The sequence below is a fragment of the Vibrio sp. 10N.222.55.C7 genome (genome assembly GCF_041473335.1).
Lineage (GTDB): Bacteria > Pseudomonadota > Gammaproteobacteria > Enterobacterales > Vibrionaceae > Vibrio > Vibrio crassostreae_C.
In genome coordinates this window covers 77,452-95,215 of sequence record NZ_JBFRSC010000015.1, presented here as the reverse complement: position 1 = coordinate 95,215, position 17,764 = coordinate 77,452, and the positions used below count along the sequence as shown (strand labels likewise).

The following is a 17,764-nucleotide window of genomic DNA, read 5'->3' as shown; positions in this document are numbered from 1 at the left end:
TTGGAAACGAATTTGGATCAGGCACAAGAACAGACACTAAGAACTGAGATCTATTTGGTTCTATCCGCACTGTTTCGCAGCGCACCTTCTGAAGAGGTGATCGACTTTCTAAAAACACTCGATATTGAAGCGTCTGAAAGCGCAATGCAAAAGGCTTGGATTGCCATTCAACAAGCGGCAACAGAATCAAACCGTGAAGCTCTTGAAGACGAATATCAAGATTTGTTCATCGGTATTGGGCGTGGAGAAGTCGTTCCATTTGGTTCTTGGCATCGCACTGGCGCCATGATGGAAAAACCATTGGCAGAGATTCGTCATGACTTAGAGCTTTTAGGCATTGAGCGTGACGATCAAGTGAAAGAGCCGGAAGATCATATCGCAGCACTGTGTGAAGTGATGGCGATGCTAACGGCTGAAGAAGAAGCACTGCAACAGGCGGTATTCAATAAGCACCTTGGCCCTTGGTTTAACTCTTTCACGCGTCAGCTTGAAGGGGCAGAAAGCGCGAACTTCTACAAATCGGCCGCTCAACTGTGTGAAGCATTCTTAACGTTAGAACAAGTGCGTTTTAGCGTGAATACAAAAAGCAGTAAGCACAAATTAAAGATTGATGTGAAAAACGTCACTGATTACGAGTAATCGAGCAGTACGCGATTATATCGATAGAGGGGCATTAAGCCTCCAAAAAAAGATCTACCGTAAGGTAAGGAAGCAATGATGAAAGATAATAAAGATATAAATACAAGCCGTAGGGATCTACTCAAAGGCTTGACGACTGCAGCCGTTGCTGGTGCCGTTGTCGCTGGTACAACTAAAGTGGCAACCGCTTCAGAAACTGTTGAAATTTCGAAAGAAGACGTGAAGAAGACAGGGTATCGTGAGACGCAACACATTCGCGATTACTACGACACACTTTAGGAGATAACGGATGAAACTTGTCAAACGCTCCGATAGTGTGAGCAAAGAAACCAATCAGCTAGGTGTGTCTCGACGTGCCTTCATGAAAAACACTTCATTAGCTGCTGGTGGCGCAGTGGTAGGCGCAAGTCTATTTGCACCAGGTATGATGAAGAAAGCACAGGCTAAATCAGTCGATCCAGAAGCGAAAACAGAAGTGAAACGTACTATCTGTTCTCACTGTTCTGTGGGTTGTGGTATCTACGCTGAAGTTCAAAATGGCGTATGGACAGGTCAAGAGCCTGCATTCGATCACCCATTCAACGCTGGTGGACACTGTGCGAAAGGTGCAGCACTTCGTGAGCACGGCCACGGTGAACGTCGTCTTAAGTACCCAATGAAATTGGAAGGCGGTAAGTGGAAGAAGCTTTCTTGGGAACAAGCGATTGAAGAGATCGGTAACAAAGCGCTAGAACTTCGTAAAGAGTCTGGCCCTGATTCAGTTTACTTCCTAGGTAGTGCGAAACACAGTAACGAGCAAGCTTATGCATTCCGTAAGATGGCTTCGCTTTGGGGCACCAACAACGTTGACCACCAAGCACGTATTTGTCACTCAACCACAGTAGCCGGTGTTGCGAACACTTGGGGTTACGGTGCAATGACAAACTCGTTCAATGACATGCACAACTGTAAATCGATGCTGTTCATTGGTTCAAACCCAGCAGAAGCTCACCCAGTAGCGATGCAACACATCTTGATCGCGAAAGAGAAGAACAACTGTAAGATCGTTGTTGCGGATCCTCGTCGTACGCGTACTGCTGCGAAATCAGATCACTACGTTTCTCTTCGTCCAGGTTCTGACGTTGCGTTTATCTGGGGTGTGTTATGGCACGTCTTTGCAAACCAATGGGAAGACAAAGAGTTCATTAAACAACGTGTATTCGGCATGGACGAGATCCGTGAAGAAGTCGCGAAGTGGAACCCAGCAGAAGTTGAACGCGTAACTGGTGTTAGTGAAAAAGACGTATACCACACCGCGAAACTACTTTCTGAAAACCGTCCGGGTTGTATCGTTTGGTGTATGGGTGGTACTCAGCACACGACTGGTAACAACAACACACGCGCTTACTGTGTACTTGAGCTTGCGCTAGGTAACATCGGTAAATCAGGCGGCGGTGCAAACATCTTCCGTGGTCACGATAACGTACAGGGCGCAACTGACCTTGGCGTACTGTCAGACACACTTCCAGGCTACTACGGCTTGTCTGAAGGTTCTTGGCGTCACTGGTCAAAAGTTTGGGATATCGACTTTGACTGGGTGAAAGGCCGTTTCGACGACAACGCATACGGCGGTCAAAAACCAATGAACAGTGCAGGTATTCCTGTATCTCGTTGGGTTGATGGCGTACTTGAAGACAAAGACAAGATTCGCCAACGCGAAAACATCCGTGCCATGTTCTACTGGGGTCACGCGGTGAACTCTCAGACTCGTGGTCCAGAGATGAAAAAAGCGATGCAGAAGTTGGATATGATGGTTATTGTTGACCCATACCCAACGGTTGCAGCGGTAATGAATGATCGTACCGACGGCGTTTACCTGCTACCAGCAACGACTCAGTTTGAAACCTACGGCAGTGTAACGGCGTCAAACCGTTCTCTACAGTGGCGTGACAAGGTTGTTGATCCTCTATTCGAATCTAAACCTGACCACGAAATCATGTACCTGCTTTCTAAGAAGCTTGGTTTCTCTGATCAGCTGTTCAAAAACATCCGTGTTGAGAACAACCAACCACTGATTGAAGATATTACACGTGAATTCAACAAAGGTATGTGGACAATCGGCTACACAGGCCAAAGCCCTGAGCGTTTGAAAGAACACCAACAGAATTGGCACACATTCCACAAAACGTCTCTAGAAGCAGAAGGCGGTCCAGCAAATGGCGAGACTTACGGTCTACCTTGGCCATGTTGGGGCACACCAGAGATGAAACATCCGGGTACACACATCCTTTACGATACGTCTAAGACGGTTGCTGAAGGTGGTGGTAACTTCCGTACTCGTTTTGGTGTTGAGTTTGAAGGTCAAAGCCTACTGGCAGAAGACAGCTACTCGAAAGGCTGTGAGATCAAAGACGGCTACCCTGAGTTCAGTGACAAACTACTGAAACAACTGGGTTGGTGGGATGATCTAACTGCAGAAGAGAAAGCGGCTGCTGAAGGCAAAAACTGGAAGACTGACGTTTCAGGTGGTATCCAACGTGTGGCAATTAAACACGGCTGTATCCCATTTGGTAATGCGAAAGCACGTGCGATTGTTTGGACATTCCCAGACCGTGTACCACTGCACCGTGAGCCACTTTACACGCCACGTCGCGACCTAGTTGCTGATTACCCAACGTGGGACGACAAAGAAGCTATCTTCCGTGTTCCTACGCTTTACAAGTCGATTCAAGAGCAAGACAAATCTGGCGAATACCCGATTATCCTGACCTCTGGTCGTTTGGTTGAGTACGAAGGTGGTGGTGAAGAAACCCGTTCTAACCCTTGGCTAGCAGAACTACAGCAAGAGATGTTTGTTGAAGTGAACCCGAAAGATGCAAACGACATCGGCTTTAAAGACGGTGACGATGTTTGGGTTGAGGGTGCAGAGAAGGGCCGTATTAAGGTGAAAGCGATGGTTACACGTCGTGTGAAACCGGGTCTGGCATTCATCCCATTCCACTTCGGTGGTAAGTTCCAAGGCGAAGATTTGCGTTCTAAATACCCAGAAGGCACTGATCCTTACGTTATTGGTGAAGCTGCTAACACAGCAACCACATACGGTTACGACCCTGTCACCTTGATGCAGGAAACGAAAGTAACCCTTTGTAATATTCGTAAAGCGTAAGGAGTCTTAAAATGGCTAGAATGAAATTTCTTTGTGACACCAAGCGTTGTATCGAATGTAACGGTTGTGTCACTGCATGTAAGAATGAAAATGATGATGCTCTGGAATGGGGTATTCAACGTCGTCGCGTTGTGACACTGAACGATGGCGAACCAGGTGAAAACTCTATCTCAGTAGCGTGTATGCACTGTACTGATGCGCCATGTATGGCAGTTTGTCCTGCAGACTGTTTTGAACATACAGAAGACGGCATCGTACTTCACAATAAAGACCTATGTATTGGTTGTGGTTACTGCTTGTTTGCTTGTCCGTTTGGCGCACCTCAATTCCCTAAACAGGAAGCGTTTGGTGAGCGCGGTAAGATGGATAAGTGTACCTTCTGTGCTGGCGGCCCAGAAACAGAGCCAGGTTCTGTTGAAGAGCGTCAAAAATACGGTGCGAACCGTATTGCTGAAGGCAAACTGCCAATGTGTGCTTCGCTTTGTTCAACTAAGGCACTGCTAGCGGGTGACGCAGAGAAAGTTTCTGATGTTTTCCGTCAGCGTGTTGTTGAACGTGGTGCGAAAGGTGCAGGTTGGACAGACGGCAACGACCTTTCTTACGATGCGACTAAGAGCTAAGTAGGAGAGACATATGCTTACAATGTTTAAGCGTCTCTTCCTTGTAGTGCTGCCAATGTTGGCAGCACTAACAATGCTTTCTCCTATGAGTCATGCATCTGAGACGAACTCATCACAAACTCAATCGAGCTCTGCTCAACGAGAAATCACACAACTTGCTGGCGCCGATTTTTGGCGACAAGTGAGAAACGGTGAGGAAGGTTACACCACATCTCAATCAGCTGAGCATGGTGTGTTGATCAGTACTCCAGGTCAAACGTGGTACATATTGAAAGAGAAGTGGATGTCACCAGCCGGTGCCGTCGCTATCTTTGGCAGTATTGCTTTCGTGACTTTGATGTACGTTGTGATTGGCCCGCTAATGCTAAGCGCGCCAAGAACAGGCCGTAAGATCAAACGTTGGTCTCGACTAGACCGTGCCTTGCACTGGAGTATGGCGTTTACCTTCTTAACACTGGCGTTCAGTGGTTTGATGTTGGTTTACGGTAAGCACTTCTTGAAGCCGTACATTCCAACAGACCTTTGGGGCTTCATCGTTCTACTGGCTAAGCAATACCATAACTACATCGGCCCAATTTTCTATGTGCTGTTGATGGCTGTTCTTATCAAGTGGTGGCGTAAGTCTATCTTCAAGATGGTCGATATCCAGTGGTTCATGAAACTGGGTGGTATGGTCGGGAAACATAAAGGTTCTCATCCATCTGCAGAGTTTTCGAACGCGGGTGAAAAAGCACTGTTCTGGCTATTGATTGTTATGGGTAGTGTGGCTGCGATCAGTGGCTTGGTTTTAGACTTCCCAATCTTCGGTCAAACCCGTCGAGATATGGAGCTCTCAAACCTAGTCCACATGTTGGCTGCTTTGATCCTTATCTGTGGTTTCGTGTTCCACATCTACATCGGCTTGTTCGGTATGGAAGGGGCACTAGAAGGCATGGTAACAGGCGAAGTTGATGAGACTTGGGCTAAAGAGCACCATGATCTTTGGTACAAAGAAGTGATGGAACAAGAGAAAAACGGCGTTGAACAAAGCGCTAACGCAGCAACAGAGAAAACGGAAGGGGTGAATAAGAATGAACAAACCTCATAAAGGTATTTGGGTCGCTTACATACTAAGCTGCTTTACGCCATTTACTTGTCTTATCTCTGGTGTGATTGCGATTATCTACGCGGGTTATCGTTTAGACAAAGGCGAAGATGGTGAAGTAGTGGATACTCATTACTACGGATTAATTCGCTCTTTCTTCTTGAACCTGACGTTCTTCGTCGTTCTTATCGTAACGGTAGCGACCTCTAACGGGGTGTTAATCGGTGTGAACGATTACTGGTATCAAAACCATATTATCGATGACATCGCTTACTACATTCCGTATGTAGGCATGCTGTTTGGTGGTGTTGCGATTGTGGTCTGGTTTATCCGTATGTATCAAGGCATGCAGCGTTTAAGTCAAAACCTACCGCAAAACCCGTCGACAGGACCAAACCTGTAACGCTGAGACGTTAATGACATATCTAAAGAAAGCCCAGTGATTCATTGAACTGGGCTTTTTGTTTTTAAGTCCCCGGAACCGTAAATAGTTGTCAGCCGCTATCTGCATCAGAACCTACTTATTGACCGCTTCAATATGGTGCAACTCCCTTATTTGGTGCAATTGTCGTTGCGATTTTTTTTGGTGTAAAGGACCATAAAAGTGCACCTAAATATTTAGACTTTAATAATCAATAAGTTAAAAACAAAACCTGTTGCACGAAAATTACCCCTCACACTTGGAACGCATCTTGCGTTCACTGTTGAGTCTTTAATTAATTACAACATTGAATCGCACGATATCAGTGCAAATCAGATAAAGCGAAGGAGAATGCTTTAATGAGTGAAACGGTGACTCAAGTTCATAGTGCAGTACAAACCCTTACCCAAAGTTCAGATACTTTATTCCTATTACTCGGCGCAATCATGGTCTTCCTGATGCATGCTGGCTTTGCGTTTCTCGAAGTCGGTACCGTTCGAAAGAAGAACCAAGTCAACGCGCTGGTTAAGATCCTTTCCGACTTTGGTGTCTCCGCCATTGCTTACTTCTTTATCGGTTACTGGGTTGCTTACGGTGCACACTTTTTTGCAGACGCAGAAACACTTTCGCAAGGCAACGGATATGAACTGGTTAAGTTCTTCTTCCTAATGACATTCGCAGCGGCAATTCCTGCGATTGTTTCTGGTGGTATCGCAGAGCGTGCTCGTTTCTATCCAATTTTGATTGCGACACTGTTTACGGTTGGTTTCATCTATCCATTTTTTGAAGGCATCATTTGGAACGGCAACTTTGGATTCCAAGATTGGCTAGAAGGTCAGTTTGGTTACGTGTTCCATGACTTCGCAGGCTCGGTAGTGGTTCACGGCGTAGGTGGTTGGATTGCTTTGGTCGCAGTTTACTTCTTAGGGATGCGTAAAGGTCGAATCCGTGCAGGCAAACACACCAACTTCGCACCATCGAATATCCCATTCTTAGCACTAGGCTCTTGGATCTTATGTGTGGGTTGGTTTGGCTTTAACGTGATGTCAGCTCAAGCGATCAATGGCATCAGCGGTCTCGTGGCAATGAACTCTCTCATGGCCATGGTTGGCGGTATTCTTGCGGCTCTAATTGCAGGTAAAAATGACCCGGGCTTCATCCACAATGGTCCTTTGGCTGGTCTCGTCGCTATTTGTGCGGGCTCAGATTTAATGCACCCACTTGGCGCTTTGGTGACGGGCGGCGTGGCAGGCGCGCTGTTTGTTTACCTATTTACTTACATGCAAAACAAAACACAGATCGATGATGTGCTGGGTGTGTGGCCTCTACACGGCGTATGTGGCGCTTGGGGTGGCATTGCAGCAGGTATCTTCGGCTCACAAACATTCTGGGGCTTAGGCGGTGTGAGCTTTGCTTCTCAAGTGGTTGGCACACTAGCGGGCATTGCTGTGGCTTTGATTGGCGCAATGATTGTTTATGGTGTGTTGAGCAAACTAACAGGCCTACGTTTAAGTGAAGAAGATGAATTCAACGGTGCGGATCTTTCTATCCATAAGATCTCTTCTATCAACGAAGACTAACGTTGTTCACTTGGTGGGGTAAAGCACATCAAGTAGACAACTGTTGAACAGAACTAAGCGGCTTCGGTCGCTTTTTTTGTTTCTATGGATAGCAAAACAGAGAATTTGAGTAACAACAACCACAACTATCAAGCGAGTTATGTCACAAATAGCCAATGAATTCAGTTGCCTAAGACTATGGTCTAATCCCCAAAACTATTGTTGGAATTTGAACAGTGCTAAGCTGTTACAAAGTGACATATCTAAAAGGACGTTATATGCATTTCCCATATCGAAATATCGTAATTCTTACTGGCGCTGGCATCTCTGCAGAGTCGGGGATACAAACATTCCGAGCACAAGACGGGCTATGGGAAAACCACAAAATCGAAGATGTAGCGACGCCTGAAGGGTTCGCAAAAGATCCTGACTTGGTACAAGCCTTCTATAACAAGCGTCGTCACGGCCTGCAAAGTGAGAGCATTCAGCCAAATTCAGCCCACAAGGCGCTAGGAGAGCTCGAAGACAAGCTTGCTGGCAAAGTTACCATCATTACTCAAAACATCGACAATTTGCACGAGAGAGGCGGTAGCAACAACATTATTCACATGCATGGTGAACTTTTAAAAGCGCGTTGCAGTGAATCCAATCAAGTTGTAGAGCACAAAGGCGATATTGAAACGGGTGAACTTTGTCATTGCTGCCAAATCCCTGCACAAATGCGTCCACATATTGTTTGGTTTGGCGAAATGCCACTAAGAATGGGCGACATTTATTCCGCACTGGAAGAAGCGGATCTGTTTATCTCTATCGGAACTTCAGGTGTTGTTTATCCAGCGGCAGGCTTTGTTCACGATGCGAAAATGCATGGTGCACATACTATCGAGATAAACCTCGAACCAAGTGCGGTTGAAAGTGAATTTGAAGAGAAGCGCTACGGCAAGGCGAGTATCGAGGTGCCTAAACTGGTTGGCGAGTTATTATGTACAGAGAAAGGTTCTTTAACGGCCTAAGCCTTGTCTTTAATAACACACATCAGTTTCTGAATCTGAAAAAATAAAGCGGCTTACGCCGCTTTATTTACTTAACTTCTTAACTAACAATAACTTAGTTGTTTACTTTAAGTTTTTGGAAGTACTCGTCATAAATAACGCTCGCTTCACCAACTTCATCTTGCCACACACCGTTATCCATCACTGATTGTGGTGGGAAAACGTTCTTGTCTTCAGCAAATTCTTTAGGAAGAAGAGGGTAAGCGGTTTTAACTGGTGTCGGGTAACCGATCTCTAGAGCAATTTTCGCAGCGTTCTCTGGGCGAAGAAGGAAGTCGATCATCTTATGAGCCGCTTCAGTGTTCTTAGCGCCTGCTGGAATTGCTAGGCTGTCCATCCAGAAGATAGCGCCTTTTTCTGGCCAGATAATGTCAATCGTTGCGCCTTCTTGGCGTGCCATGTAAGCAGAACCATTCCAAAGCATACCAAGAGACACTTCACCTGCTAGGTAAGGGTTCGCTGGGAAATCTGAGTTAAATACCAATACGTTTGGCATTAGCTTACGAAGTTCTTCGTAGGCTTCTTTGATTTCTTCAGGGTTAGTCGTGTTTGGAGAGTAGCCCAGTTTAGATAGAGCGATATGGAAAACCTCACGAGAGTCATCCATCATCATCAGTTGACCTTCCCACTGCGTATCCCACAGATCGCCCCAGTTTTTAACTGAAGACTTGTCTAGCATGTCTGAGTTGATACCAATACCCGTCGCACCCCAGATGTATGGGATTGAGTAGTTGTTATTTGGGTCAAATGGCTTGTCTAAGTAATTTGGATCCAAATCTGCAAAGTGGCTTAGCTTGGTTTTATCAAGCTCTTGAAGCATGCCTTCTTTACGCATCTTAGAAACGAAGTAAGTAGAAGGAACCACTAAGTCGTAACCCGTACCTTGAGTTTTTAACTTAGCGTACATGCTTTCGTTAGACTCATAAGTTGAGTAGTAGACTTTAATGCCCGTCTCTTCTGTGAAGTCTTCTAGTACTTCATTTGGAATATATTCAGACCAGTTGTAAAAATACAGTTCTTGGTCAGCTGCGAAAGAGGGTGTAGAAAGTAAAGTAGCAGCACACAATGCGCCGGTATACAGTGTTTTTTTCATTACTGTTCCGTTCATTTGTTTGATTTGGAGCTGGGTAGTGAACCCAAGGTAAAGGATTTCGAAAAATCGCGCTATATTATAGCAGCGATATAATAAAATAGGCAGCCTAAGCTGCCTATTCATTGATATTCTTATTTTTAACTTATTGATTATCTACGTTGACCTGTTAAGTAAACTGGTTACTTAGCCACAGTTAGATAATAAGCTAAATTACTGACCTGCTTTAAGTTTCATGAAGTAATCTTCGTACTTCACTGTCTTATCGCCAACCGCAGCTTGCCATTCAACACGATCAAGGTCTTCTTGCGATGGGAATAGCGCAGGGCTATCTTTGAACTTCTCGTTAGACGCTTTAACGGCCGTTAGGTAGCCTGTGTCACGAGAAATTTGCTCAGCAATTTCAGGGCGAAGTAGGAAATCAATCATCTTATGAGCTGCTTCTACGTTTACCGCACCAGAGCTAATCGCAAAGTTATCAACCCAACCGATACCGCCTTCTTTAGGGAAAACCAGTTTGATTGGTAGACCTTCGTTTTGCGCTGCAGCAGCAGAACCGTTCCACAGCATACCAAGACCCACTTCACCAGACATGTAAGGCGCGCCTGGGTTGTCCGAGTTAAATACTAGAACGTTTGGCATAAGCTTTTGTAGCTCAGCGTACGCTTCGTCGATCTCTTTTTCGTTGGTTGTGTTACCAGAGTAACCTAACTTACGCAGTGCGATGTGGAACACTTCACGAGTGTCGTCCATCATCATCAGTTGACCTTCAAGCTCTGGCTTCCATAGATCAGCCCAGCTTTGGAAATCTTCTGGATCGTACATGTCAGTGTTAACAGCAAGACCTGTGATCGCAACTACGTGTGGAATAGAGTAGTCGTTGCTTGGGTCGTAGGGCTTATCTAGATAGTTAGTATCTAGATTCTTGAAGTTGTTCAGCTTAGTTTTGTCGATCTTTTGTAGCATACCTTCGTCACGCATCTTAGATACGAAGTAAGTCGACGGCACAACTAGGTCATAGCCTTTGTTGTGTGTTTTTAGCTTTGCGTACAGGGTTTCGTTCGACTCGTAAGTCGAGTAGATCACCTTGATACCAGTTTCATCAGTGAACTGTTCTAGAATCTCACTGTTGATGTAAGGTCCCCAATTCATGAATACCAATTCTTTGTTATCTTTTGCAAATGATGGTGCAGATAACATTGAAAGCGCACATGCACTACCAGCTAATAGAGTAGCCCATTTTTTCATTGACGTTAGCTCCAAACTAAACGTTGCCCGAAGGCAGTAGATAGAAAAACAGAATGGCAATTTACCATTCTGTTTATGATTAACACTTTTTTTGAACTTGAAGTCTCTTAACTTCTTAATCAAGCCAGTCTCTATATAGAGTAGGAGACTTACTTGATTTTTTCTCTCGCTAATGACTGAGAAATGATCACCAGTATTAACGACACCACTAACATCACTGTTGCTAGGGCGTTTACCTCAGGAGAGATACCCACTTTAACCATTGAGTAAATCTTCAGTGGTAAGATTTCATACGTTGGGCCGGTTACGAAAGAGCTAATGATTACATCGTCCAAAGACAGAGTGAAGCTCAATAACCAACCCGCAGCAACCGCTGGCTTAGCAAGAGGCAGAATGATCTGTTTTAGAATCGTCCATTCACTTGCACCTAAGTCTTTTGCTGCTTCTAGCATCTTCACATCAAAGCCATTCAAGCGACTGTATACCGTTACTACAACAAACGGTAGACAGAAGGTAATGTGAGCAGCAAGTAGGGTAAAGAACCCAAGTTGAACACCCATTACCAAGAATAGCGCAAGAAGCGAAATCGCCATTACGATATCTGGAGACATCATTACGATGAACAGCATGCCATTTACGATGCCTTTACCTTTAAATTGGTAACGGAATAGGGCTACTGCTGTAAGGCTCCCGACAATCGTTGCGGCTGTTGCTGAGAACACCGCTACGTTGATCGAGTGCCACGCAGCCTGCATTAGGCTGTCGTTGTTAATAAGCGCGTCATACCATTTAGTGGTGAAGCCACCCCATTTCATACCAAACTTATTGGCATTAAACGAGTTAGCGATCAATACGATAATAGGTAGGTATAGAAAGGCGTATACCAGCGCCATAAAGCTGAACTTAACTGTGCGCCCCATTAGTCTAGCTCCACTTTCTTGTTCAATAGCTTACCTGCTCGGTAGTAGGCATACAGCATCACAGCCATTGCCATGGTCAGTGCGATACTCGTCGCTGCGCCAAACGGCCAGTCTCGAGCGTTGAGCACTTGGCTCTTAATCACGTTACCAATCAATAGGTTCTTAGCTCCGCCTAATAGGTCAGAGATGTAGAACATACCTAACGCTGGCAGTAGCACTAACAAACAGCCGCCAATAATGCCCGGCATTGTTAGTGGTAGTACCACTTTCAATAGCGTTTGCAGTTTGTTCGCACCTAAATCTTTAGCCGCTTCTAAATACGTATCGTCCAGTTTTTCAATCGCTGAATACAGCGGCAGAATCATAAACGGAAGTAGGATGTACACTAAACCGATCATTACTGCGGTTTCTGAGTACATGATACGTAGCGGTTTATCAATGATATCTAACGCTAACAAGCTTTTGTTCAAGACACCTTGCGTACCCAGTACAATTTTTAATCCGTATGTACGAATCAAAGAGTTCGTCCAGAATGGTACTATCACTAGGAACAACATGATTGGACGCCACTTCGCCGGCATTTTTGCCACGATGTAAGCGAATGGGTAACCAATAATCAAACAAAGTAGGGTTGCGACAATTGCCATATAGAAAGAGTGCATCAACACTTTAAAATACAGCGGGTCAGCCAAACGCACGTAGTTATCGAGAGTGAAGGTCATCTCGATCAAGTTCGCTTCATCACGAGTTAAGAAGCTAGTACCAATGATCATGATGTTTGGAATCATCACGAACAACACTAACCAACCTGTGATTAAAGCAACAATTGCGTTTTGTAAATTAAACTTCTTGCTCATCTTCTAATACCACTTCCCAGCTCTCAACCCAAGTTACTGCAACTTTTTGGCCCAGTGAGTGATCAACATCAGGGTCATCTTCGTTGAAGAATTCGCTAACCATGACACGCATACCAGATTCAAGTTCTACGACTGAATCTAATGTCATGCCTTTATAGGTTCGCTCGACAATGTGGCCAACAATACCGCGTTGCTCTGACTCTTTAATTTCTTCGATTCGAAGATCTTCAGGGCGAAGCAATACTTGCAGTTTTTGACCCGGTGTTACGTCTTTATCGTGATAGATAATGGACTCTTCACCTTCGATTGTCGCAACAATGCGTTTTTCATCTTGACGAGATTTCGCTGTCGCTTCGAATACGTTAATTTCACCAATGAAACGCGCTACAAATAGGTTCTTAGGCTCTTCGTAGATCTCTCTTGGTGTTCCGTCTTGTTCAATCACGCCATCACGCATAACAATAATACGGTCAGACATAGACAGCGCCTCTTCTTGGTCATGCGTTACAAAAATGAACGTGATACCAAGTTGGCGTTGTAATTGTTTCAGCTCGATTTGCATCTGTTTACGTAGTTTGTAATCCAGAGCAGATAGAGATTCATCCAACAAAAGAACTTTAGGCTTATTAACGACAGCACGAGCGATTGCGATACGTTGCTGTTGGCCACCAGATAGCTGGTGTGGCTTTCGTTGTGCCATTTGTTCTAGGCGCACCATTTTCAAAGCATCCATTACACGAGGTTCAATCTCGCTGTTTGGAACTTTCTGCATGCGTAAGCCAAATGCCACATTGTCGAAAACGGTCATATGCGGGAATAGGGCATAGCTTTGGAATACAGTGTTTACATGCCTTTGTTCAGCAGGAACTTGGGTTACGTTTTGTTCAGCTAATAGTATTTGACCACTATCTGCCGTTTCAAAACCCGCAATCATTCTTAGCACGGTTGTTTTACCACAACCTGATGGGCCTAAAATCGTGAGAAACTCACCATGATTTACGTTTAAATCCAGATTGCCGATGACTTCCTTACCATCGAAACTTTTACTGATGCCAGTTAGCTGTACTACTGGCTTTCCTACTGATTTTTTAGCGTTCAACGTCTGTTTTTCTCCACCTTGGTTCTATTTGAGACCTGTTGCTATACACCTTTAAGGCGCGCATCATAATCACCAAAAACGTGAATTCAAAGCATTTTTTACCTTTCGAAGATAAAAAATTTCGCAGGTAAAAGTAAACATCCTTTACCATACTGTTATTTACTGGGTTTACACCCTAACAAGTGTCTAATTATTAATCATTAAGACGCAAAAGCAAGCCTTGTTACAGATTCATATTTTAGTTTGTATCCGACATATGAGTATAATGAAGGTAATTTTTTATCAATAAGTTAGGTGGCTTCGCTTAATCGGCACACCTAGGTATCAATATGAACAACGACATCGAAAAAGATTTTAATTTGGGCGGTAGTATCAACCGTGCACTTTCTGGCGATTATGAGCTCAAAGCAACGGCTGTATTCCAAGAAGCTTGGAAACATACGATAAGTCACTTTCTTTCGTTTTCCCCAGCGATTATTGCTTTGATGTTTGTGCAGCTCGCTATCTTTTATATCGCACTAAAACTACAGCTTGGTGATCCTGCGGTTATCTTGGATGCGGTTATCGACCCAGAGTCGTTTACGCCACAAATCGTTGAATCGATTTTTATTGCGAACTTTAGCTATGAAGTGATCAGTGCGCCTATCTATGCCGGTATCTGTTTAATGGCAATGAGCCACGCCGCTGGTCTACAAACCAAAGTACGCCACATCGGTAAAGGGTTGCAGTTTACGGTTCCGGTGATTCTAGTGACTTTGTTTAGCCTAATGCTTCAAGGCATCGCAGGTATGATTCTGCCGTTCTTGTCTATCTACTTCTCACTTGCGTTCAGCCATTCGATTCTGCTGATTTGTGATAAGAAAGTGCCGCCAATGCAATCGCTACTGCTTTCATTAAGAGCGGTAAACAAGAAGATCTTCGTAGTCGCGTCTATCTACTTAATGGTTATGTTGATGTTCATTGTGGCTGCGATGATGTACGGCATTGGCTTAATCTTCGTTCTTCCGTTCTTCTTCCACGTGAAAGGCATCCTTTACCGTGAGATGTTTGGCATTAAACTCAAACTGATCGCGTCAGACAGACCAAAGAGCGACGACGACCACAACGGTAGCAACAATAAAGACCCACAGGTATTCGATGCATAACAACTCTAAATTAAGCGCAAGTAAATCACTTGCGCTAAAAGTGACAGCATTAGCCTTAGTTGGCTCGATCTCGTTAGTTGGCCCAATGCTTTACCAACAAGAAGAAGAGCGCAGGCGAGCGGGGCAAAAGGCTTCAGACTCAGAGCAAAACTTTGGTGACTTGACCGTCTCTTCTGATAAGCCAGATTTCGCAGCGATTGAAGATGTAAATAAAAAGAAAGACACCTTCTTTTCTTATCTTCGCCCAAGTATCAACATCGAAAACAAGCGAATCACCAAAGAACGTGCGTTTCTAACCAAGCTTTCAGAGACGGGGTTGAACAATGTTGACTCTGAAGACGCGTCATACGCAAAGAGACTAGGGAAGCTGTATAGCCTGCCTGTACCTTCATCGGGCTTAGATGACGCTTGGCTGAAAGAAATGTTGAATCGTGTAAACGTGCTACCTGAAGCGCTTGTGTTAACTCAGGCGGCCAATGAATCAGCTTGGGGTACATCTCGTTTCGCCACTAAAGCAAATAACTATTTTGGACACTGGTGTTACACCAAAGGTTGTGGCCTTGTTCCGCTACAACGTAACGAAGGTAGCTCGCATGAAGTCGCAACATTCTCTTCAAGCCAAGAATCCGTACATCGGTATTTCATGAACCTTAATCGTAATCGTGCTTACGCCGATCTAAGAGTGATTCGTGCAAAACTTGATGCGCAAGGTGATGATCTTTTAACAACCGCAACGGCGACAGAGCTCACCAATGGCTTGTTAAAATATTCTGAGCGAGGTTCCGACTATGTGACTGATTTACAAGCTATGATCCGTCACAACGAGGTATACTGGAAAAAGTAACTCATTTTGATACCAACTTGGTTGCCTTCGATAGTCGGCTTATACCAGTAATATCACAAAAAGAGCAGCTCATTGGCTGCTCTTTCTATTTATAAACGCTCAACTTCGACAAGATTATAATAATGAAAAAGACAGCACTCGCTTTATTAGCCTCATTAAGCCTTGGGGTTTCTCTTCCTGCTACAGCGCAAGAATACATGTTCACGTATTCTAAGCTTTATACTCAGCTGAAAAACAACACCAAAGAAGGGCATGATGATGTCAAAGTTGCGGTCTTCTTTGTTGATCAACAAGCTCAGCAAACCTGTCACATCAGCAAAGCTTGGATGGAAAAAGAAGAGCACTACGAAGAGCTAAAAGTCTCTCCAGCCAATGAACTGCTTCTACCGGTAGATCAAAACCTACGCTCAGCAAACCCTCTTATCTTTGTACAAACTCAAGAACAGGAATGTGCATATTCTTTTGTGGTGATGACTCAAGAGCCTTTAGCTGGCACAGTAGAAGTTGCACAGATAGAAAACCTATTGCCACAGATGCAGGCGATGCTTGAAGACGTCAGCGGTATGTTCTCTGGTTGGTTCACGCCAGATATCCAAGGGTTAACGCTAGAGTTCGCTAATAAGCTGGAAGGCAACATCGAGCTTTCAAATGGCAAGCAACTACCAATCAAAGAAGGACGTGCGAAATTCACCTTAGAAGAACTGAATGGAAGTGACAGCATCACGTTGCCAGAACCAACAGTTCGCGTATTGCCGTACATTCCCGCGCAATAATTTTTAACAGAATCATTGTTAGTGAAGTAAAAGCTTAGCGAAATCATCCCCCTAAGTTTTTGCGACATATCTTAAAGCAGCCTCATCGAATAAGATCAGGCTGCTTTTCTTTATCTATGATACCAACCGAGAGCTTGTGAAGCCGCGTTTCTCTGCCGTTTAGGCGCTTATCGAACAATAAAAGCAGAATCTTTCTATTACTCAGCTTGTTTATCCGGCCGTTACTATTTCAACATCAAATAAAAATCCGTATAATCCACGCCCTAAAACAGTCCCACTAGCAATCTACAGTCGGTAATACGACGGTGTGAGAGTCGCAATGAACCAAAACGATAATAGAAAAGAAACACTTGAATTCAACAAACTTCAGAAACGTCTGAGAAGAAATGTTGGAAATGCCATCATCGACTACAACATGATCGAAGAGAATGACGTAGTAATGGCATGTATTAGTGGCGGTAAAGATTCATTTGCGATGTTAGATATTTTGCTACGTTTACGTGAAGCAGCACCGATCAAATTTGATGTTGTGGCAGTAAACCTAGATCAAAAACAACCTGGGTTCCCTGAACACATTCTTCCTGAGTACTTTGAAACGCTGAACATTCCTTACTACATCGTAGATAAAGACACGTATTCAGTGGTTAAAGAGAAAGTGCCAGAAGGTAAAACAACGTGTGGCCTATGTTCTCGTCTTCGTCGTGGTACTTTGTACTCATTCGCAGAGAAGATTGGTGCAACTAAGATCGCTCTGGGTCACCACCTAGACGACATCGTTGAGACCATGTTCCTAAACATGTTCCACGGTGCACGCTTAAAGGCTATGCCACCAAAGCTTCGTTCAGATGATGGTCGTAACGTTGTTATTCGTCCACTGACTTACTGTCGTGAAACGGACCTAATCAAATACGCAGAACATAAAGAGTTCCCAATCATTCCTTGTAACCTATGTGGCTCTCAAGAGAATCTACAGCGTCAGAACATTAAAGCGATGCTAATTGATTGGGATAAGAAAACGCCAGGTCGTGTTGAGAAGATCTTCAAGTCAATCCAGAACGTAAGTCCAAGCCAACTGGCTGACCGCGAGCTGTTTGACTTCGTGAACCTTCCACTAGACCGTAGTGAAGACCGCAAAGCGTACGAATTCGAAGAAGCTGAAATTTCATCTTCTAACATCGATGAGTCAATGTTCATCGACGTAACGAACGTATAATAAGAATAATCGTTGTAGAGCAATAGATGCGCCTACAACAGACAAACAAAAACGC

At 44.4% G+C, this 17,764-nt stretch carries 17 protein-coding genes; 12 read left to right on the top strand and 5 right to left on the bottom strand.

Going from position 1 to position 17,764, the window contains the following annotated elements:
* The 8 genes from AB4482_RS05060 to cobB all read left to right on the top strand — a co-directional run bounded on the left by AB4482_RS05060 (position 1) and on the right by cobB (position 8,481).
* Positions 1–639: a molecular chaperone gene (locus AB4482_RS05060; protein ID WP_017059621.1), complete on the top strand. Its 639-nt coding sequence runs from the start codon at positions 1–3 to the stop codon at positions 637–639.
* Between the two features lie 78 nt (positions 640–717).
* Positions 718–918: a twin-arginine translocation signal domain-containing protein gene (locus AB4482_RS05055; RefSeq protein WP_008217926.1), complete on the top strand. Its 201-nt coding sequence runs from the start codon at positions 718–720 to the stop codon at positions 916–918.
* Between the two features lie 10 nt (positions 919–928).
* Positions 929–3,784 (top strand): formate dehydrogenase subunit alpha, encoded by a 2,856-nt coding sequence (locus AB4482_RS05050; protein ID WP_017063869.1) that lies wholly within the window; start codon positions 929–931, stop codon positions 3,782–3,784.
* An 11-nt stretch (positions 3,785–3,795) separates the two neighbouring features.
* The gene (fdh3B, locus tag AB4482_RS05045) at positions 3,796–4,404 is read left to right on the top strand and encodes a formate dehydrogenase FDH3 subunit beta (RefSeq protein WP_004742271.1); all 609 of its coding nucleotides are present in this window, start codon (positions 3,796–3,798) and stop codon (positions 4,402–4,404) included.
* 13 nt (positions 4,405–4,417) lie between these two features.
* On the top strand, positions 4,418–5,491 hold the full coding sequence (locus tag AB4482_RS05040) for a formate dehydrogenase subunit gamma (RefSeq protein WP_012603931.1): 1,074 nt from the start codon (positions 4,418–4,420) through the stop codon (positions 5,489–5,491).
* The gene (locus tag AB4482_RS05035; protein WP_004742273.1) at positions 5,475–5,891 is read left to right on the top strand and encodes a hypothetical protein; all 417 of its coding nucleotides are present in this window, start codon (positions 5,475–5,477) and stop codon (positions 5,889–5,891) included. The genes AB4482_RS05040 and AB4482_RS05035 overlap by 17 nt, the downstream gene beginning before the upstream one ends.
* Before the next feature lie 377 nt (positions 5,892–6,268).
* On the top strand, positions 6,269–7,489 hold the full coding sequence (locus AB4482_RS05030) for an ammonium transporter (protein WP_137001778.1): 1,221 nt from the start codon (positions 6,269–6,271) through the stop codon (positions 7,487–7,489).
* Positions 7,490–7,746: 257 nt separating this feature from the next.
* Positions 7,747–8,481: a Sir2 family NAD+-dependent deacetylase gene (gene cobB, locus AB4482_RS05025; RefSeq protein WP_372180609.1), complete on the top strand. Its 735-nt coding sequence runs from the start codon at positions 7,747–7,749 to the stop codon at positions 8,479–8,481.
* Between the two features lie 94 nt (positions 8,482–8,575).
* Here the strand turns inward: cobB and AB4482_RS05020 are convergent, their stop codons facing one another.
* The 5 genes from AB4482_RS05020 to potA form a co-directional block, all read right to left on the bottom strand.
* Positions 8,576–9,613, bottom strand: a complete 1,038-nt coding sequence (locus tag AB4482_RS05020; RefSeq protein ID WP_017059627.1) for an extracellular solute-binding protein — start codon at positions 9,611–9,613, stop codon at positions 8,576–8,578.
* A gap of 210 nt (positions 9,614–9,823) precedes the next feature.
* Positions 9,824–10,858, bottom strand: coding sequence for an extracellular solute-binding protein (locus AB4482_RS05015; protein WP_017059628.1), 1,035 nt, complete (start codon positions 10,856–10,858; stop codon positions 9,824–9,826).
* Between the two features lie 149 nt (positions 10,859–11,007).
* Positions 11,008–11,778 carry a spermidine/putrescine ABC transporter permease PotC gene (gene potC / locus AB4482_RS05010; RefSeq protein WP_017059629.1) on the bottom strand — a complete coding sequence of 257 codons (771 nt, stop codon included), beginning with the start codon at positions 11,776–11,778 and terminating at the stop codon, positions 11,008–11,010.
* A complete protein-coding gene (gene potB, locus AB4482_RS05005; RefSeq protein WP_017059630.1) occupies positions 11,778–12,635 on the bottom strand; it encodes a spermidine/putrescine ABC transporter permease PotB in 858 nt (285 codons plus the stop codon). Before potB ends, potC begins: the two co-directional genes overlap by 1 nt.
* On the bottom strand, positions 12,619–13,734 hold the full coding sequence (potA, locus tag AB4482_RS05000; RefSeq protein ID WP_017059631.1) for a spermidine/putrescine ABC transporter ATP-binding protein PotA: 1,116 nt from the start codon (positions 13,732–13,734) through the stop codon (positions 12,619–12,621). Before potA ends, potB begins: the two co-directional genes overlap by 17 nt.
* A 329-nt stretch (positions 13,735–14,063) precedes the next feature.
* On the opposite strand from potA, the gene AB4482_RS04995 reads away from it, so the two are divergent.
* From AB4482_RS04995 to ttcA, 4 genes are all read left to right on the top strand, one after another.
* Positions 14,064–14,879: a membrane protein gene (locus tag AB4482_RS04995; protein ID WP_017068198.1), complete on the top strand. Its 816-nt coding sequence runs from the start codon at positions 14,064–14,066 to the stop codon at positions 14,877–14,879.
* Entirely contained in the window at positions 14,872–15,723 is an 852-nt protein-coding gene (locus tag AB4482_RS04990; RefSeq protein WP_102393736.1) for a glucosaminidase domain-containing protein, read from the top strand. Before AB4482_RS04995 ends, AB4482_RS04990 begins: the two co-directional genes overlap by 8 nt.
* Positions 15,724–15,845: 122 nt before the next feature.
* Positions 15,846–16,496, top strand: coding sequence for a DUF2987 domain-containing protein (locus tag AB4482_RS04985; RefSeq protein WP_102427720.1), 651 nt, complete (start codon positions 15,846–15,848; stop codon positions 16,494–16,496).
* Positions 16,497–16,815: 319 nt separating this feature from the next.
* Positions 16,816–17,709 (top strand): tRNA 2-thiocytidine(32) synthetase TtcA, encoded by an 894-nt coding sequence (gene ttcA, locus AB4482_RS04980; RefSeq protein ID WP_017059635.1) that lies wholly within the window; start codon positions 16,816–16,818, stop codon positions 17,707–17,709.
* Positions 17,710–17,764: the final 55 nt, after the last annotated feature.